Annotated in this window: 17 protein-coding genes and 1 pseudogene; 14 read left to right on the forward strand and 4 right to left on the reverse strand. The window is 61.7% G+C overall.

What is annotated here, in order from left to right; genetic code table 11:
* Positions 1-197: 197 nt before the first annotated feature.
* The 10 genes from aqpZ to ligA all read left to right on the forward strand — a co-directional run bounded on the left by aqpZ (position 198) and on the right by ligA (position 13,072).
* Positions 198-884 (forward strand): aquaporin Z, encoded by a 687-nt coding sequence (aqpZ, locus tag HJB89_RS11575; protein ID WP_207581124.1) that lies wholly within the window; start codon positions 198-200, stop codon positions 882-884.
* A gap of 295 nt (positions 885-1,179) precedes the next feature.
* Positions 1,180-2,106: a D-alanine--D-alanine ligase gene (locus HJB89_RS11580; protein WP_207581123.1), complete on the forward strand. Its 927-nt coding sequence runs from the start codon at positions 1,180-1,182 to the stop codon at positions 2,104-2,106.
* Positions 2,094-3,026 carry a cell division protein FtsQ/DivIB gene (locus HJB89_RS11585; RefSeq protein ID WP_207581122.1) on the forward strand — a complete coding sequence of 311 codons (933 nt, stop codon included), beginning with the start codon at positions 2,094-2,096 and terminating at the stop codon, positions 3,024-3,026. Before HJB89_RS11580 ends, HJB89_RS11585 begins: the two co-directional genes overlap by 13 nt.
* Positions 3,023-4,354, forward strand: coding sequence for a cell division protein FtsA (gene ftsA / locus HJB89_RS11590; RefSeq protein WP_007630115.1), 1,332 nt, complete (start codon positions 3,023-3,025; stop codon positions 4,352-4,354). Before HJB89_RS11585 ends, ftsA begins: the two co-directional genes overlap by 4 nt.
* Positions 4,355-4,410: 56 nt before the next feature.
* On the forward strand, positions 4,411-6,129 hold the full coding sequence (ftsZ, locus tag HJB89_RS11595) for a cell division protein FtsZ (RefSeq protein ID WP_207581121.1): 1,719 nt from the start codon (positions 4,411-4,413) through the stop codon (positions 6,127-6,129).
* Positions 6,130-6,390: 261 nt separating this feature from the next.
* Positions 6,391-7,347, forward strand: coding sequence for a UDP-3-O-acyl-N-acetylglucosamine deacetylase (gene lpxC, locus HJB89_RS11600; protein WP_207581120.1), 957 nt, complete (start codon positions 6,391-6,393; stop codon positions 7,345-7,347).
* Between the two features lie 245 nt (positions 7,348-7,592).
* Positions 7,593-8,462, forward strand: a complete 870-nt coding sequence (locus HJB89_RS11605) for an outer membrane protein assembly factor BamD (protein ID WP_207581119.1) — start codon at positions 7,593-7,595, stop codon at positions 8,460-8,462.
* Positions 8,463-8,467: 5 nt separating this feature from the next.
* Entirely contained in the window at positions 8,468-10,141 is a 1,674-nt protein-coding gene (gene recN / locus HJB89_RS11610; protein ID WP_207581118.1) for a DNA repair protein RecN, read from the forward strand.
* Between the two features lie 75 nt (positions 10,142-10,216).
* Positions 10,217-10,744 (forward strand): DUF6886 family protein, encoded by a 528-nt coding sequence (locus HJB89_RS11615; protein ID WP_221149896.1) that lies wholly within the window; start codon positions 10,217-10,219, stop codon positions 10,742-10,744.
* Between the two features lie 171 nt (positions 10,745-10,915).
* Positions 10,916-13,072, forward strand: a complete 2,157-nt coding sequence (ligA, locus tag HJB89_RS11620) for an NAD-dependent DNA ligase LigA (RefSeq protein WP_221139727.1) — start codon at positions 10,916-10,918, stop codon at positions 13,070-13,072.
* Between the two features lie 29 nt (positions 13,073-13,101).
* On the opposite strand, the gene HJB89_RS11625 is transcribed toward ligA, so the two are convergent.
* Complete coding sequence (locus HJB89_RS11625; RefSeq protein WP_221132089.1) at positions 13,102-13,638, reverse strand: GNAT family N-acetyltransferase; 537 nt, start codon at positions 13,636-13,638, stop codon at positions 13,102-13,104.
* Between the two features lie 283 nt (positions 13,639-13,921).
* Between HJB89_RS11625 and HJB89_RS11630 the strand changes: the two genes are divergently transcribed.
* The gene (locus HJB89_RS11630; protein ID WP_207581114.1) at positions 13,922-14,512 is read left to right on the forward strand and encodes a 3'-5' exonuclease; all 591 of its coding nucleotides are present in this window, start codon (positions 13,922-13,924) and stop codon (positions 14,510-14,512) included.
* A 176-nt stretch (positions 14,513-14,688) separates the two neighbouring features.
* Complete coding sequence (locus tag HJB89_RS11635) at positions 14,689-15,183, forward strand: CreA family protein (RefSeq protein WP_221149897.1); 495 nt, start codon at positions 14,689-14,691, stop codon at positions 15,181-15,183.
* Between the two features lie 300 nt (positions 15,184-15,483).
* Here the strand turns inward: HJB89_RS11635 and HJB89_RS11640 are convergent, their stop codons facing one another.
* Together HJB89_RS11640 and HJB89_RS11645 are read right to left on the reverse strand one after the other, a co-directional pair.
* Positions 15,484-15,954: a chemotaxis protein CheW gene (locus HJB89_RS11640; RefSeq protein ID WP_003541378.1), complete on the reverse strand. Its 471-nt coding sequence runs from the start codon at positions 15,952-15,954 to the stop codon at positions 15,484-15,486.
* 2 nt (positions 15,955-15,956) lie between these two features.
* Positions 15,957-16,446: pseudogene (locus HJB89_RS11645) on the reverse strand (methyl-accepting chemotaxis protein); the annotation flags it as partial.
* Positions 16,447-16,592: 146 nt separating this feature from the next.
* On the opposite strand from HJB89_RS11645, the gene HJB89_RS11650 reads away from it, so the two are divergent.
* The gene (locus HJB89_RS11650; protein WP_207581112.1) at positions 16,593-17,195 is read left to right on the forward strand and encodes an SCO family protein; all 603 of its coding nucleotides are present in this window, start codon (positions 16,593-16,595) and stop codon (positions 17,193-17,195) included.
* Between the two features lie 68 nt (positions 17,196-17,263).
* Positions 17,264-18,142 carry a 50S ribosomal protein L11 methyltransferase gene (locus tag HJB89_RS11655; protein ID WP_221115791.1) on the forward strand — a complete coding sequence of 293 codons (879 nt, stop codon included), beginning with the start codon at positions 17,264-17,266 and terminating at the stop codon, positions 18,140-18,142.
* Between the two features lie 451 nt (positions 18,143-18,593).
* On the opposite strand, the gene HJB89_RS11660 is transcribed toward HJB89_RS11655, so the two are convergent.
* Complete coding sequence (locus HJB89_RS11660) at positions 18,594-18,767, reverse strand: hypothetical protein (protein ID WP_207581110.1); 174 nt, start codon at positions 18,765-18,767, stop codon at positions 18,594-18,596.
* Positions 18,768-18,773 lie beyond the last annotated feature (6 nt).

Here is an 18,773-nt window from a genome sequence, read left to right on the forward strand (position 1 = left end):
AATGAAACGGCTTGGGAGATCGGCGGGTCTTAACGCAATTTCAGCTCTGAGAAAACGTCTTCTCGCGTCGCACATATCGTATCTCGAACCCGCGGTTTCTTGCGTGGAGCTTGCCGCAGCATTTGCCGCCGGCTTGACTGGAATCGAATTGTGGCAGATTCACTATAAACTCTGTGGTTGAGGCTTAGGAGGGGCGCATGCAAAAGAGTCTTGTTGCCGAGTTTCTCGGCACATTCTGGCTTGTCTTCGGTGGATGCGGCAGCGCCGTCCTTGCGGCGGCCTATCCCGAGCTGGGTATCGGTTTTGTCGGCGTGGCCTTTGCGTTCGGCCTGACCGTGCTCACCATGGCCTATGCCGCGGGCGGCATTTCGGGTGGCCATTTCAACCCCGCCGTCTCGCTCGGCCTGACCGTTGCCGGACGGTTTCCCGCGGCGCGTCTCGTTCCCTATATCGTCGTCCAGGTGCTCGGCGCCATCGCCGCGGCCGCGCTTCTCTATCTCATCGCCAGCGGCAAGGCGGGTTTCGAACTCGGCGGCTTTGCCGCCAACGGATATGGCGATCATTCCCCGGGCGGTTATTCGCTGCTTTCGGCGCTGCTGATCGAAGTGCTGCTGACCATGTTCTTCCTCATCATCATCCTGGGGTCGACCAGCAGCCGGGTGCCGGCGGGCTTCGCGCCGCTTGCGATCGGCCTCGGACTGACGCTGATCCATCTCGTTTCTATTCCCGTGACAAACACCTCGGTCAACCCGGCGCGTTCCACCGGCCAGGCGCTTTTCGTCGGCGGTTGGGCACTGCAGCAGCTCTGGCTGTTCTGGATTGCACCGCTCGCGGGCGGGGCGCTCGGCGGGCTAGTGTGGAAGTTCCTCGACGACGCCGACTGACTATAGGATCCAGAGTTATCTCATTGAGCCCGCGTGGTTTTTCCGCGCGGGCTTTTCTGTTCTCGCGGATCGGTGGGCATGTTCGCTCCAACATTCCCGAGGCGTGGGGGGTGGAGAAATGAAGCGCGCACCACGGACAAATGCCGCGCTTGGGAAGGCGGAGTTAACGAAAGTAAACACTTCATTAACCATAATGATGCTCTAATGCATCCAGATCGGACAAAGGCCTGAAACGGCGCGGACAGCTTGGCGCAAGCGTCGATTTCGAAAACGGAAGTTATTTTTGGGGGTGTTGATGAGTCGCAAGCACGTTGCTGTCCTGATGGGCGGATTTTCCTCGGAAAGGCCTGTCAGCCTTTCCTCGGGAAAGGCTTGCGCAGAGGCCCTCGAAGCAGAAGGCTTCGACGTGACGCGCATCGACGTCGCCCGCGACGTTTCCGAGAAGCTCGCCGCGTTGAAGCCCGATGTGGTCTTCAACGCGCTGCATGGGCCGTTCGGCGAGGATGGTACCATCCAGGGCATCCTGGAATATCTCGAGATCCCCTATACGCATTCGGGCGTGCTTGCCTCGGCGCTGGCGATGGACAAGGACAAGGCGAAGCTTGTTGCTGCCGCCGCCGGCATTCCGGTCGCCGAATCACATGTGGTCAACCGTTTCGCCTTTCCCTCGACGCATCCGATGAAGCCGCCCTATGTGGTGAAGCCCGTCCGAGAGGGATCGAGCTTCGGCGTCGTCATCGTCACGGAAGATCAGGCGCATCCGCCGCAGATCGTCAGCTCGCCCGAGTGGCGCTACGGCGAGGAGGTGCTTGTCGAGCGCTATGTCCATGGCCGTGAGCTCACCTGTGGTGTCATGGGCGAGACGGTGCTCGGTGTCACGGAAGTGGTGCCGCAGGGACACAATTTCTATGATTACGATTCCAAGTATGCGGCGGGCGGTTCAAAACACGTCATCCCCGCGAAAATTTCACCGAATATTTACCAAAAAATACAAACATTGGCCTTAAGGGCGCATCAGGCAATCGGTTGTCGCGGCGTCAGTCGGTCCGACTTTCGTTACGACGATCGTTTGTCCGAAGACGGCGAAATCATCTGGCTGGAGGTCAATACCCAGCCTGGTATGACTCCAACCTCGCTCGTGCCCGAAATGGCCGGTCATGCCGGCTATTCCTTTGGTCGGTTTCTCCGGTGGATGGTGGAGGACGCGTCGTGTTTGCGTTGACAGTCAAGAGGATTGGGCGTCCGAGCCATCATGCCGTGCTTCCGATCATGGAAGCCGAAGAGCGGTTCGTCCTGCCGCGTCCGCTGCGCCGCGTTACCCGCTTCCTGGTCAGTCTCGGCAGCGGCCGCATCTACATTCCGGCCCATACGGGCACGGTTTCTGCACTCGCTCTCCTGGCTGCGACCGGGCTTTACGGCATGTCGCTCGGCGGCCACACCGAAGCTGTCGCGCAGGCGACGACGACGGCGGCGGGTTTTGCGATCGAGGATGTGAAGGTCTCCGGCAACTCGGAGACTTCCGAAATCGAGATTCTGCAGCTGATCGGTCTCGATGGCACGACCTCGCTGGTCGCCCTCGACGTCGATGCTGCCCGCCGCAAGATCGTGCAGCTTCCCTGGGTCGAAAGTGTCGAGGTTCGCAAGGTCTATCCGAAGACGATCGAGGTCAAGCTCAAGGAGCGTCAGGCCTATGCGATCTGGCAGCACGGACAGGAGCTTTCCCTGATCGAGAAGAACGGCAGCGTCATTGCGCCGCTGCGCGACAACAAATTTTCGTCGCTGCCGCTCGTCGTCGGCCGCGATGCGGAAACGGCTGCGGCTTCGCTCGACGACGCCTTCTCGAAGTGGCCCGACGTGAAGGCTCGCGTGAAGGCCTATGTCTGGATATCGGGCCGTCGCTGGGATCTGCACATGGATAATGGCGTCGTCGTCAAGCTGCCGGAAGTCGGTATCGATCAGGCGCTGGCGACGCTTTCGAAGTTCGACAAGGAGCACCAGCTCCTGGAGCGGGATATTGCTGCGGTCGATCTCAGGCTGTCCGACAGAACCGCGATCCAGCTGACGCCGGAGGCGGCGGTTCGCCGGCAGACGGCGGTGACGGAACGTACGAAAGAACTGAAGAAGGCGGGGCAGAATATATGAGCTTGTTCGGTTCATCCCATTTCGGATTGCCGCGCCTGAAGCCGCTTTCGTCGAAGCGGTCGCATGTCGTTTCGGTGCTCGACATCGGCTCGACCAAGGTGGTCTGCATGATCGGCCGGCTGACGCCCCGCGAGGAAAGCCAGATCCTGCCGGGCCGGACGCACAATATCGAAATCATCGGCATCGGTCACCAGCGTTCCCGCGGCATCAAGACCGGCGTGATTGCCGATCTCGACGCGTTGGAAGGCGTCATTCGTCTCGCCGTCGACGCGGCTGAACGCATGGCGGGGCTGACCGTCGAGAGCCTGATCGTCAATCTGACGGCTGGCCGTCTCGGCAGCGATATCTACACCGCGACGATCGATCTCGGCGGCCAGGAAGTTGAACTCAACGATCTGAAGAAGGTGCTGTCGGCAGCCTGCCAGCAGTCGTTGCGCCAGGACCGCTCGGTGCTGCATTCGCTGGCGACCGGGTTTTCGCTCGATGGCGAGCGCGGCATCCGCGATCCGCTGGCAATGTATGGCGATGCGCTCGGCGTCGACATGCATGTCGTGACGGCGGAGCGCTCGGCGCTGAAGAACCTTGAACTCAGCGTCAATCGCGCGCATCTATCGGTTGAGGGCATCGTTGCAACGCCCTATGCATCGGGCCTTGCGGCGCTCGTCGACGACGAGGTCGAGCTCGGCTGTGCGGCAATCGATATGGGCGGCGGCACGACGACGATCTCGGTCTTTGCCGAAGGCAAGCTCGTTCATACGGATGCCGTCGGCCTCGGCGGCCATCACGTCACCACCGACCTTGCGCGCGGCCTTTCGACCCGCATCGAGGATGCGGAGCGGCTGAAGGTCGTGCATGCCACGGCCCTTTCGAATTCTTCTGACGAGCGCGAGCTGATCTCGATCCCGCCGATCGGCGAGGACGATCGCGACCAGCCGTCGCAGGTGCCGAGGGCGCTGGTTTCGCGCATCGTTTCGGCCCGAATCGAAGAGACAATGGAACTGATCCGCGACCGCATCCAGCGCTCCGGCTTCAGCCCGATCGTCGGCAAGCGCGTCGTCTTGACCGGTGGGGCCAGCCAGTTGACCGGCCTTGCCGACGTGGCGCGGCGCATCCTTGCCCGCAACGTCCGCATCGGCCGTCCGATGGGCGTCTCGGGATTGCCGACGGCGGCCAAGGGGCCGGCCTTTTCGACGGCCGTCGGCCTGATGATCTATCCGCAGGTCGCGGACATGGAGACACATGCGTCACAGAGCGGTCTGCTCCTGTCGCTTGGAGGAAATAACAGCCGCATAGCCCGGATGGGCCAGTGGCTGAAGGAAAGCTTCTGAAAATTGAGTAATTGGCCGGCGTGGCGATGCGGCCAGAGAGAGAAGGAACAGGTACAATGACCATCAAGCTGCAAAAGCCTGACATCACAGAGCTGAAGCCGCGCATCACCGTATTCGGCGTTGGTGGCGGTGGCGGCAATGCCGTCAACAACATGATCACCGCCGGCCTCCAGGGCGTCGACTTCGTCGTTGCCAACACGGACGCGCAGGCGCTGACGATGACCAAGGCCGAGCGCATCATCCAGCTCGGCGTCAATGTCACCGAAGGTCTCGGTGCAGGTTCGCAGCCGGAAGTCGGCCGCGCGGCGGCCGAAGAGTGCATCGATGAGATCGTCGATCACCTGAACGGCACGCATATGTGCTTCGTCACCGCCGGCATGGGCGGCGGCACCGGCACGGGTGCAGCTCCCGTCGTCGCGCAGGCCGCCCGCAACAAGGGCATCCTGACGGTCGGCGTCGTCACCAAGCCGTTCCACTTCGAAGGCGGGCGCCGCATGCGTCTGGCCGAGATGGGCATCCAGGAACTGCAGAAGTCTGTCGATACGCTGATCGTCATTCCGAACCAGAACCTCTTCCGTATTGCCAATGATAAGACGACCTTCGCCGATGCCTTCGCGATGGCCGACCAGGTTCTCTATTCTGGCGTTGCCTGCATCACCGACCTGATGGTGAAGGAAGGTCTCATCAACCTCGACTTCGCCGACGTCCGCTCGGTGATGCGCGAAATGGGCCGCGCGATGATGGGTACCGGCGAAGCCTCCGGCTCCGGCCGCGCGCTGCAGGCCGCAGAGGCTGCAATCGCCAACCCGCTGCTCGACGAGACCTCGATGAAGGGTGCCCAGGGCCTGCTGATCTCCATCACCGGCGGTCGCGACCTCACCCTCTTCGAAGTCGACGAAGCCGCGACCCGCATCCGCGAGGAAGTCGATCCCGACGCCAACATCATCCTCGGCGCCACCTTCGACGAATCGCTTGAAGGCATCATCCGCGTCTCGGTCGTCGCGACCGGCATCGATCGGGCGATGAACGAGGCTGCCGAGCGCAACCTCCAGCCAGCCGCAAGGCCGGCTATCCGTCCCTCGGCGGCTGTTGCTCCGGCAGCGGCCGCAGTTCAGCCTGCCGCCGTGATGCAGGCACCGAAGGCCATGGATCCGATCGCGCAGACCATCCGCGCAGCGGAGATGGAACGCGAGCTCGAAATTCCGGCCCCGCGCGCCGCCGCACCGCTGCAACAGCCGGTGACACAGCAGGAAACCTTCCGTCCGCAGAGCAAGATCTTCGCGCCTGCGCCGGAAGCTCCGGCAATGCGTCCGGCACCGGCGCAGCAGCAAGCTCCGGCGCCAGTCATGAGCCAGCCGGTGATGAGCCAGCCCGTCCAGCAGCAGCCAGTTCGGCAGGAGCCGATCATCCGCCAAGCGCCCGAACCGATGCGCATGCCGAAGGTCGAGGATTTCCCGCCGGTCGTCCAGGCCGAACTTGACCACCGCACGCAGCCGGCTTCCGCACATGCGGCGGAAGAACGCGGTCCGATGGGGCTGCTGAAGCGAATCACCAATTCGCTTGGCCGCCGCGACGACGACGCCGTTGCTGCCGACATGACTGCCGCACCGGCAGCCGCTTCGCAGCAGCGCCGTCCGCTGTCGCCGGAGGCCAGCCTCTACGCACCGCGTCGCGGCAACCTCGACGACCAGGGCCGGACGGTTCCGCAGGCCCGGATGATGCAGGAAGACGACCAGCTGGAAATCCCGGCATTCCTGCGTCGCCAGTCGAACTGAAGGCGTGCTTCGGCACCATTTATGCCCGGGATCAAGGTCCCGGGCATTGCTGTTTTTCAGCCCACGATTCGCAAGCGATTTCAATTGCCTGACTTCGTAACAAAGCGAAAGAAACAGTGATTTGGATTGGAGCGCCGTGGCACGTAAGTATGGTGCAACGAATCTGCCCTAGGAGACTTTTCGTGTGGCTCCTTGTGCAGAAAGAACGGTGACCGCGCCGATCGAACAGACCGCCGGTGCGGAAGAATAAAGGCAGATTTTATGGCAATTGGCTTGCTGGGTTTTCAAACGACGGTATCGCGTCCCGTGTCGCTTTCGGGCATCGGGGTGCATTCGGGCGCTAATGTCTCGATCACGCTGAACCCGGCCGAATCGGACACCGGCGTCGTTTTCCAGCGCCTGCATGACAATGGCGACATCACCGAACTCAAGGCTGTCTCCTCGCAGGTCGGCAATACCGACCTCTGCACCGTGCTCGGCTTCTCGCCCGCCCATTCTGTCGCGACGATCGAACATGTCATGGCGGCGATCTATGCGCTCGGCCTCGACAATGTGGTGATCGAGGTGCAGGGCTCCGAAATGCCGATCATGGACGGCAGCTCGCTGCCTTTCGTCGAGGCGATCGAGCAGGTCGGTCTGGTCTCGCTCCGCGTCAAGCGCCGCTACATCCGTATCACCAAGCCGGTGCGAATCGAGCATGGCGGCTCCTGGAGCGAATTCCGCCCCTATGACGGTACGCGCTTCGAAGTCGAGATCGATTTCGACTGCCCGCTGATCGGCCGGCAGAAGTGGGCCGGCGACATGACCGCCGCCGTCTTCAAGGCCGAGCTTTCCCGCGCCCGCACCTTCGGCTTCATGCGCGATGTCGAGCGTCTCTGGGCCTCGGGCCACGCGCTCGGCTCCTCGCTCGAAAATTCCGTCGTCATCTCGGACGACAATACCGTCATCAACGTCGAAGGGCTGCGCTACGCCAAGGACGAATTCGTCCGCCACAAGACGCTCGATGCCGTCGGCGATCTGTCGCTTGCCGGCGTCCAGTTTATCGGCTGCTACCGTTCCTATCGCGGCGGTCACAAGATGAATGCCAATGCGCTGAAGGCGCTGCTCGCCGATTCCTCCGCCTACGAGGTGGTCGAGACGTCGACACCGCGCCAGCGCGTCGCTGCCCGCGAACTGATCGCGGTCAGTGCTTCGGAATTCGCTCCCTGGTCGGCATGACCTCCAGCACATTCTCAAGACCAGGCCGCCTCTTTCCCGGAGGCGGTTTTTTTATGTCCAGCTGGGTCAGGTGCTTAACTGCCACAGCTCGGGGAAGAAGATGAAAAGCCAGTCATTCCCCGGCCGCTGCCACAAAAATGCGTTAATGCCTTATCATTGCGTTGCTCTTGATGCACATTTGTGGCTAGAAACGCCAGAGAGGCGTGGCTGCCGTGGAGCGAGCGGCGGCAGTGGGGTTCTTTCGAATGGGTTATGCAGGATCTGAAGGTATGATGAAGACAGCGCGTGCTTTGTTCGCATCGCTTCTGGTGCTCAGCGCAGGCGCCTCGATATCCGGTTGCCAGTCGGATCCCGATATCGACATCACCAAGCTCGGCCTCGAAACCGATCCGCCGGATGTGCTCTACACCCAGGGCCTTGCCAACATGAAGGCTGGCAACATGGCGGAAGCGGCGCGCAAGTTCGACGCAATCGACCGCGAGAACCCGTTCTCCGAATGGGCGCGCAAGGCGCTTGTGATGAGCACCTTCGTCAAATACCGCCAGGGCCGCCTGGACGATGCGCTTGCATCAGGCAACCGCTACATGTCGCAATATCCGAAATCCCCGGATGCGGCCTATGTGCAGTATCTCATCGGCCTCACCTATTCCAAGCAGATCGTCGACGTGACGCAGGACCAGCGCGCCTCGGCAAAGACGATCGAAGCGATGCAGGCCGTCATCGACAATTATCCGAATTCCGAATATGTCGACGACGCGCAGGCGAAGATCCGCTTCTCGCGCGATCAGCTTGCCGGCAAGGAAATGCAGATCGGCCGCTACTACATGGAGCGGAAGGAATATCTCGCCGCGATCTCGCGCTTCCGCATCGTCGTCGAGAAATATCCGAACACGAACCAGATCGAAGAGGCCCTAGCGCGCCTCGTCGAAGCTTATTATTCCATGGGCATTGTCGACGAGGCGCAGACGGCGGCTGCCGTTCTCGGCCACAATTATCCCGACAGCCAGTGGTACGCCGATTCCTACAAGCTGCTGCAGAGTGGCGGTGCCGAGCCGCGTGAGAACAAGGGCTCGTGGATCGCTGCGGCAGGCAAAAAACTTCTTCTCGGTTCCTGAGGCCAATGCTGATCCAGCTTTCGATCCGCGATATCGTCCTGATCGAGCGGCTGGATCTTGCCTTCGAGACCGGCCTCTCCGTGCTGACGGGCGAGACCGGGGCGGGCAAATCCATCCTGCTCGACAGCCTGTCGCTGGCGCTCGGTGGGCGCGGCGACGGCGGCTTGGTGCGCCATGGCGAGGATAAGGGCCAGGTGACGGCGGTGTTCGACGTCGGCATGGACCACGGCGCCCGCACCCTTCTGCGTGAAAACGGCATTGACGACGAGGGCGACCTGATCTTCCGCCGCCAGCAATCGGCGGACGGACGCACAAAGGCCTATGTCAACGACCAGCCGGTCAGCGTGCAGCTGATGCGCCAGGCCGGCCAGATGCTGGTCGAAATCCACGGACAGCACGACGATCGCGCCCTTGTCGACACCAATGCCCACCGCACTCTGCTCGATGCCTTCGGCGGTCTTACCGATGAGGTTTCCGAGGTATCCCGGCTGTATCGTCTGTGGCGCGACAGCGAGCGGGCGCTGAAGAAGCACCGCGAGAAGGTGGAAGGTGCGGCGCGCGAAGCCGACTATCTGCGTTCCTCCGTCGAGGAACTCGAGAAGCTCTCGCCGCAGGATGGCGAGGAGGACGAACTCGCCGATCGCCGGCAGAAGATGATGAAGGCCGAGCGAATCGCCGGCGATATTGCCGAGGCGTCCGAGTTCCTGAACGGCAATGCCTCGCCAGTGCCCCATATCGCCTCGCTGGTGCGCCGGCTGGAGCGCAAGAGCCATGAGGCGCCGGGCCTGCTCGAAGACACCGTGACGCTGCTTGATGCCGCGCTCGACCAGCTTTCCAACGCGCAGATGGAAGTCGAAGCAGCGCTGCGCAAGACCGAATACGATCCGAGGGAACTGGAGCGGGTCGAGGAGCGGCTTTTCGCGCTCAGGGCCGCCTCGCGCAAATACTCCGTGCCGGTCACTGAGCTGCCGGCGCTTGCCGTCCGCATGATCGCCGATCTCGCCGATCTCGACGCGGGCGAGGAGCGGCTTGCCCGGCTCGAAGCCGAGGTAGGCCTGGCACGGGAAAATTACGATGCGGCGGCGCGCGCGCTCTCCGACAAACGCCATCACGCCGGCACCGCACTGGCTGCGGCTGTGATGACGGAACTGCCGGCGCTGAAGCTTGAACGCGCCCGTTTCATGGTCGAGATCACCACGGATGCGCAGGAGGCGCTCGCCGAGGGCATTGACGTCGTCGAGTTCCATGTCCAGACCAATCCGGGCACGCGGCCGGGCTCGATCATGAAGGTCGCCTCCGGCGGCGAGCTGTCGCGTTTCCTGCTGGCCCTGAAGGTGGCGCTCGCCGATCGCGGATCGGCCCCGACGCTCGTCTTCGACGAAATCGATACCGGCGTCGGCGGGGCGGTGGCCGATGCGATCGGCCAGCGGCTGAAGCGGCTGTCGGAGCGTGTGCAGGTGCTGTCGGTCACGCATGCGCCGCAGGTCGCCGCAAGGGCGGCGACGCATCTTCTGATCTCCAAGGGGCCGGCGGCCGAGGGATCCGAAAAGATTGCCACGCGCGTGGCGACGATGGCGCAGAAGGACCGCACCGAAGAGATTGCCCGCATGCTGGCGGGCGCCTCGGTGACCGAAGAGGCGAGGGCGGCGGCGAAGCGGCTGCTGGCCGGCAACGGCTGATCGCCAATCCAGCCGCTGTGACAGGCGTTCCGATTCACGCTATGCGAGTCACTCGATCAGCGGTGATCTCTTGCCATGCGTCTTTTCCATTTCAGCGATGATCCCGATATCGCCGTCTTCGAACCGCGCCCGGTCCGCATCCCCTCCCTTCGCCCGGCCGGCCGGGAATTGCTGAACGGTCCGCTCGTCTGGGCGATCGATGGCGATCATGACTTCATGTATCTCTTTCCACGTGACTGCCCGCGGATCCTGATCTGGGCGAAACCCGAGACACCGGAGACGGAGCGGCGGCGCTGGCTCGGCGATTGGCGGGCTGCGGGCTTCGTCGAGCGCCATTGGCTGGAAAGGCTCGAGTCGGAAACGATTCATCGTTATGAGATGCCGACCGACGATTTCGTCGACCTTGATGATGCGGGTATGTGGGTATGCGGCCGGCGCGTCATTCCGATTGAGCGGACTGCTATCTCGTGGCTGGATCTGGCGTTTGCGCCGCGCGGTGTGGACCTGCGGGTCGTCGATAGCCTGCGGCCGCTGAAGGGCCTCTGGAACACTGGACTGCATGTCAGCGGCATCCGGCTGCGCAATGCGAGGGATTGGGAATAGGGCGGGCAGGGTATTCCAATGCTATCCGTCTGTGCGATGCTCCGACGTGTCAATGCAGCCCAGAGCAGAGCGATCTTCCCGACGCGGCAGATACTGCCTCTCTTTTCATCCGGAAATTTTGCTCTAAAACCAATCGAGATTTTTTGGCCAGATTCCCTGGAGTAATATTCCATGTCCACCGAAGGTTTCGCCGTCGACACGTTGACGATCGAAGAGGTTGCCGCCGAACTCGAACGGCTGGCAAAGGAGATCGCGCATCACGATGCGCTCTACCACGGCAAGGACCAGCCGGAGATCTCGGATGCCGATTACGACGCGCTGAAGCGCCGCAACGATGCGCTGGAAGTGCGGTTTCCCGAGCTGATCCGGGAAGATAGCCCGTCGCGGCGTGTGGGCGCTGCGCCTTCCGTCACCTTCTCGCCGGTCGTTCATGCGCGGCCGATGTTGTCGCTCGACAATACTTTCTCACAGGAGGACGTGCAGGATTTCGTCGCCGGCGTCTATCGCTTCCTCGGCCGTCTGCCGGACCAGTCGATTGCCTTTACCGCCGAGCCGAAGATCGACGGTCTGTCGATGTCGATCCGTTACGAGAATGGCAGTCTGGTGACGGCTGCTACGCGCGGCGACGGCACGACGGGGGAGAATGTCACCGCCAACATTCGCACCATCGCAGAAATCCCCAACAAGCTGCCGAAGGGCGTGCCCGCCGTCGTGGAGATCCGCGGCGAGGTCTATATGGCCAAGAGCGACTTTCTGGCACTGAATCGGCAGATGGAGGCGGAGGGCAAGCAGACCTATGTCAATCCGCGCAATACGGCGGCCGGGTCGCTGCGCCAGCTCGACGCCAAGGTGACGGCGAGCCGCAAGCTGAAATTCTTCGCCTATGCCTGGGGCGAGATGTCGGAGATGCCTGAAGATACGCAGTTCGCAATGGTGCAGACTTTCAAGGATTGGGGATTTCCCGTGAACCCGCTGATGAAGCGGCTGAATTCCGTCGCCGACATCCTGGCGCATTATGACGAGATCGGCCTTGAGCGTCCGGATCTCGACTACGACATCGACGGCGTCGTCTACAAGGTCGACAGTCTCGAGCTGCAGGCCCGTCTCGGCTTCCGCTCGCGCAGCCCGCGTTGGGCGACGGCGCACAAATTTCCGGCCGAACAGGCCTTCACCGAGGTCGAGAAGATCGAGATCCAGGTCGGCCGCACCGGCGCACTGACGCCGGTGGCGCGGCTGAAACCGATCACCGTCGGCGGCGTCGTCGTTACCAATGCGACGCTGCACAACGAGGACTACATCAAGGGTCTCGGCAATAGTGGCGAGCGCATCCGGCCGGAGGACCACGATATCCGCGAAGGCGATACCGTCATCGTCCAGCGCGCCGGCGACGTCATTCCGCAGATCCTCGATGTGGTGATGGAAAAACGCGCCGCCGATGCCGCCGCATACGAGTTTCCGACGACCTGCCCGGTCTGCGGTTCGCATGCGGTGCGCGAAGTCAACGAGAAGACCGGTAAGATGGATTCGGTGCGCCGCTGCACCGGCGGCTTTATCTGCCGAGCGCAGGCGACCGAGCATCTGAAGCACTTCGTCTCGCGCAACGCCTTCGATATCGAGGGGCTCGGTTCGAAGCAGATCGACTTCTTCTTCGAAAACGAGGATCCGTCGCTGCAGATTCGCACGGCGCCTCAAATCTTCACGCTGGAGGAGCGGCAACTGCAATCGCTGACCAAGCTCGAAAATATCGACGGCTTCGGCAAGGTCAGCGTCGGCAAGCTTTATACGGCGATCAACGAGCGGCGCAGCATTGCGCTCCATCGCTTTATCTACGCGCTCGGCATCCGCCACATCGGCGAAACCACGGCGAAGCTGCTGGCGCGCTCCTATGGCACCTACGAAGCCTTTGAAACGGCTATGCGGGAGGCTGAGACGCTTTCCGGCGACGCCTGGAACGATCTCAACGCCATCGACGGCATCGGCGATGTCGTTGCCCGCGCCATGGTCGAATTCTACAAGGAACCGCGCAACGTTGCGGTGATTTCGGAGCTGATCAGGCAGGTGAAGCCACAGGAGGCCGAACAGCCGGTCACCTCAGGCAGTCCGGTCGCCGGCAAGACCGTGGTCTTTACCGGCTCGCTGGAAAAATTCACTCGCGACGAGGCGAAGGCGAGGGCGGAAAGCCTCGGCGCCAAGGTGGCGGGATCGGTCTCCAAGAAGACCGACATCGTCGTTGCCGGTCCCGGCGCCGGTTCCAAGCTCGACAAGGCGCGAGAGCTCGGCGTGCAGACGATGGACGAGGACGAGTGGCTGGCATTGATCAGTGGGTGAAGGGCTGACGGCAAGCCGCCAGCCCACGCTCATAGCCTGAGCCGCGCCATCGTATAGGCGTCGACATACTCCCCTGAGCGGAAGCCGAAGGCCCTCAGCAGACCTTCGCGCTCGAAGCCGAACTTTTCGTAGAGGCCGATGGCGGCGTCATTGTCGGTGTAGACGGTCAGTTCCAGCCGTTTGACATCGAGCCAGTCGTCGGCAGCGTCGACCATCGCGCCGAGCAGGATCCGTCCGAAACCGTGGCCGGTGAAATCGTCATGCACGCCCATGCCGAGGCTCGCAACGTGCTGCCTGCGGCCGGAGAGGCGATTGAGGCCGCAATTGCCGACGATCCTGCCATCCAGGGTAACGACGAGGTTCAGCGCGCCCGGCGTCGGGTTTTCCATATTTCTGCGAACCTCTTCGACCCTCTGGTACGGCGGCCGCAGGGTTCCGGCCCGATAGCCCGGCAGATTTATCAGATCGGTGATTTCCTCCGCATCGGAAAGGCGCACGGCGCGCACGAGAACTCCGTCCGGCAGGCGCGCTCGGCGGCCAGGTTCACTCTCTTCGTTTTCAGACATTGGCTGCTCTCCGTTGGTTTCAGGAGGAGAGCCTGAGTTTCGGAAAACCCTGCTCGCCTCGGCAGGGTTTTCGGGATGATCGGATCGCTGTTAACGCGCCATCGCTCCCGCGTACCCTTCAAGGGTCGTGGTGTGATGAATAAGCGCTGCCATGGTCATGGAACCAATCATGGCGAGAAGTTTCGATATGCCGGTTGAAAAGTCAACCATGCGTCGTGTCGAATTTGCGCGGCCGGGAGCGGGACGGTATTTCTGTTCCCGAAGAAATGATTCGGGTGCTGATTTGAAGACCATCGCCATTGACTTCGAGACGGCGAACGAACAACGCGGCAGCGCCTGTTCTGTCGGCCTTGCCTGGATCGAGGAGGGCAGGGTCACGCGCGTCGAGGAGCGGCTGATCCGGCCGCGGGACATGCGCTTTTCCGGGATGAACATTGCGATCCACGGCATCCGGCCGGAACATGTCGAGGATGCACCGGAGTTTCCCGAGGTGATGGACGAATTCCACGAGGATATCAGCGGTGCGACAATGATCGCCCACAACGCCGCCTTTGACTTCAGCGTCTGGCGGGCGAGCCTCGATCTCTATCGGCAATCCTACCCGGAGCTTTCCTATCTCTGCAGCCTGAAGATGGCGCAGCGGATCTGGCCGCACTTCCTCTCACACCGGCTGAACCTGATCGCCGAGCATCTCGGCCTGCGGTTCGTTCACCACAATGCTGCCGAGGACGCCGTCGTCTGCGCTGCTGCAGCCATCGAGATGGCAAAAGCGGTCAAGGCCAACGCCGTTCACGCCATACCGGCGATGATCGGTATGAAGCCCGGCCGGCTGACGGCGCGGGCCTACGAGCCCTGTACCTGCCGGAAGGGCTGATCGTTTCCCGCCGTCGGCCTTTCTTGCAAAGCATCGGGACGCACTTATCTAGAACGCGGATCAGCGCATAACCCCTAAAATCGGAATCGATTTTCGGAAAGGATTATGCGCAGATTCAAAGCGATAGAGCGTCCTTAGCGCGTCCGGTCGGACGTGCGGCGCTCTAAGGAGCCGCCATGTCCAAGCCGCGCAATCTTCTCCTCGCCGCCTTTTCTTTCGCCGCCCTTTCCGCCGGCGCCGTCTCGGCCGAGGTCGTCGGCAAGGTCGGGGTCGACTGGATCGGCAACGACATCATCGTCGAGGCAGTCTCCGATCCTGAGGTCAAGGGCGTCACCTGCCACGTCACCTATTTCGACCGCAGCCTGATCGACCGGTTCAAGAACGGCAACTGGTTTGAAGATCCCTCCAACAATTCCATCGCCTGCCGGCAGACGGGGCCGATCGAGATCGGCAGTATCGACCTGTCCAAGGATGGCAGCGAAGTATTCCGGCAAGGCATGTCGCTGATCTGGAAGACGCTGGTCGTCAACCGCATCCACGACAAGACCAATGACACGCTCATCTATCTCGCCCATTCCAGGGAGCTGACGGACGGCTCGGCGAAGATGTCGATTTCGACGATTCCCTTGTATGGGCAGAATGTGACGTGGAAGAATGGGAAGCCGCAATAAGGCTGCGGGTTGGTGTGCAACGCGCGTTTCATCTTGAGTAGTGCATCCCTCGGAGCTCCCTCATGCCTGTGCTTGTCACAGGCATCCAGCGTGTCCAAGTCTTTGGGCGCGGGAGACCCTTCTTGACAAGCGAGTCATTCAGCGCGCGGACGCGCCGTGGCTGGATCTCTGTGACAAACACAGAGATGAGGGAGGAGAGGGTGTGCCACGCGGCTTGGAGAGATTGGCGGCGAGTCGGTCTTCTTCAAATATAAAAAGGCCCAGACGAGCCGGGCCTTCCAACGCCAGAATGGAAAAGTATCAAGCCGCCTGAGTCAGTTCGTCGGCGATAACCGTATCGAGATTCAGGAAGCAGACCATGGTCTTTTCGAGCGCGACGATGCCGCGGCAGAAGGCGCGCTGGGCTTCCGGGATGATTTCCGGCGGCGGCTGCAGGTCTTCGCTCTTAATGGTCATCATGTCGGAAACCTGTTCGACCAGCAGGCCGACCAGCTTGCCGGCGATGTCGGTGACGATGATCGCCGAGCGCTCGGAGGGCTCGGTCATCTTCATGCCGAGACGGCAGGCCATGTCGATGACGGGGATGACCGCACCGCGCAGGTTGATGAGGCCGAGCACGTAGGGCGGAGTGTGCGGCATCGGCGTCACCGGCGCCCAGCCGCGGATTTCGCGGATCGCCATGATGTCGATGCAGAATTCCTGGTCGCCCAGGTGGAACGAGACGATTTCGAGATAAGCGCCAGACTGCTTGATGGCGTTATTGTTGTTCATGATCAGAATTCTTCCCAGTTGTCCCCGGCGGGAGAAGCGATGGCTTTGGCGGTGGAGCCGTTGAATGCGCCCGCGACTATGCCGATCAGGCGGCGCGCGGGAGATGGTCTCGAATGCGAGGCGGCATTTGCTTCTCGCGGCGTTTGCCGGGCGCTCATGCCCTCGCCGGTCTTGAACTGCTTGATCAGTTGCGTTAGGGTTTCGGCGTCGATGGCGAGCGTGTGGCTTGCAGCCTTTGTCTCTTCCACCATGGCCGCGTTCTTCTGCGTGACCTGATCCATTGCCTGATCGACGTATTGATTTCGTTCAGTCAAACCGATTGTTCCCCCGCAGAGGTTACGATTGATTTAACATGTTCGCCGATGCACAAAACATCTTTGCTGGCGAACGTTGCCAATTCGCCGCCGATCTGCATCTTGTCGGCGAATTTCTCGATTAAGGTCTTGATATTCTTACGGCGCCCGCGGTGCGACCGTCGAGTTCGCGCGGTTCCACCGTCGCGGCCGATTTGAACACGTGAGGCAATTCATCACGGCTCGGAAAACGCATTGTTGAATTGCGCGCGTCCGGTCGAGACTATAATCACGCGGGGGCTAAGGGGCGGCGGTACATATCCGCCTGGATCGAGGATCATGCCAATGAAGTCATTTCGCATCGCCATCTGGGTCGGCGTCCTGATACTTGCCGGGGTTCTCGGTGGGTTAACGCTGTACCCCATGAAATCGAAGGATGTGGCGGTGGAGGCGCCCTTCGGCGTGCCCTTTACACTGGTTTCGCAAAGCGGACAGCCGATCACTGAGCAGGCGCTGCGCGGCAAGCCGACGGCGCTGTTCTTCGGCTTCACCCATTGCCCCGAAGTTTGCCCGACGACGCTTTTCGAGCTTAACGGCTGGATGGAGAAGGTTGACCCGAAGGGCGACAAGCTACAGGCCTATTTCGTGACCGTCGATCCGGAGCGTGACACGCCCGAGATCATGAACGGGTACGTTTCCAACGTCTCCAAGCGCATTACCGGCATATCAGGCGCGCCTGACAAGATTGCCGAAGTCATCAAGGGTTTCCGCGTCTACGCCAAGAAGGTGCCGATCGACGAAAAGGATCCGAACGGCGACTATACGATGGATCACACCGCCTCGGTCTTCCTGCTCGATTCGGCCGGGCGGTTTGCCGGAACGATCGCCTATGGCGAAAACCCGGACACGGCGGTAAAGAAGCTAGAGAATCTCGTCAGCAAGGGGTGATGGTTTCAGCGTGATGGGGCGTTGGCTCGACCGGTGGCGGGCAACGGAAACGGGAAAGACCGCCTATCGTGAGTGAAATCCGCCTTTACGTGACGACGACCGAAAGCAGGGCCGAAGAGATCCTGGACCTTCTGAGCGCGGTCTTCGGCGAAGAAGACTTTGCCATCGGCACCACCGAGATCGATGAAAAGAAGGACATCTGGGAAGCCTCGATCTATATGATGACCGAGGACGAGGCTGAAGTGCACTCCCGCGTCGAGGACGCATTGAAGGCTTCTTTCCCCGATGCCCGGTTGGAGCGGGAAGTCATCCCTGACGTCGACTGGGTGGTAAAGTCGCTGGAGGGGCTGAAGCCCGTCAGGGCAGGGCGCTTTCTGGTGCACGGCTCGCATGACCGCGACAAGATCCGCCCGGGCGACATCGCCATCGAGATCGATGCCGGCCAGGCCTTCGGCACTGGCCATCATGGCACGACGGCTGGTTGCCTCGAGGTGATCGATGCCGTGGTGCGTTCGCGCTCGGTCCGCAACGCGCTCGATCTCGGCACCGGCAGCGGCGTGCTGGCGATCGCGGTGCGCAAGCTCAGGAACATACCGGTGCTCGCGACCGACATCGATCCGATCGCGACGCGGGTGGCGGCCGAGAATGTACGCCGCAACGGCATCGCGTCTGGCATTGTTACCAGGACCGCGCCCGGTTTTCATTCGACGGCGTTTTCCGAGCATGGTCCTTTCGATCTCATCATCGCCAACATTCTCGCCCGGCCGCTGATCCGTATGGCGCCGAAGCTTGCGACACATCTGGCACCCGGCGGATCGGTCATTCTCTCCGGCATTCTAGCCACTCAGCGATGGAAGGTTATCGCCGCCTATAGCGGTGCAAGGCTTCGTCATGTCAGGACGATTTGGCGGAATGGCTGGGTGACGATCCACTTCGATCGGCCATGATTTTTGGCAATTGCAAGGTGAAGGGCTTGCCCTGGAACGGTGTCTTGCGTGAGGCGTCACGTCTCCTCTCCACCCTCACCAAGTCAGTCCATGCGGATAGGAGCAAGCACCTCGCCTCCCCCATTCCTGTGCTCGTCACAGGAATTCAGCCACCGCGCGTCTGCGCGGTGAATGACCTCATATCTTGAAAAGAGTCTTTCGCGCCCAAGGACTTGGGCGCACTGGATTCCTGTGATGGGCACAGGAATGAGGGAGGTCGGGGATGGCGCCGCAGTCTATCGAAACCGCCGGGCACTTTCCCAAACCAACAAAAAAGGCGGTGCCGATGGCACCGCCTTGGACCGGTCTATCCGGCCAATGCCCGCGAGCTCAAGGGGAGGAGCGCTCGAGCGGGCTCTACTGCATTCCAATAGGCCGGTCCGGGAGGGAGGAGACGGACAGGCTTTCAGGCTTAGAACGCGTAGCTGGGAGCGCCGTTGTGGCGCGTGGCGCGCTGGCCGGCGCCGAGCAGCTTGAGGCTGTCGTCGTTCTGTGGCCGGCGGGCGCCGATGACGTGACGCACGGTCTGGCGTTCGCCAGCCTGCAACGGGCTGCTATATGCGAAGCGCGAGAGAGAGGCGGTCATTTCAAA

Source organism: Rhizobium sp. NZLR8 (assembly GCF_019685025.1).
Classification (GTDB): Bacteria; Pseudomonadota; Alphaproteobacteria; order Rhizobiales; family Rhizobiaceae; genus Rhizobium.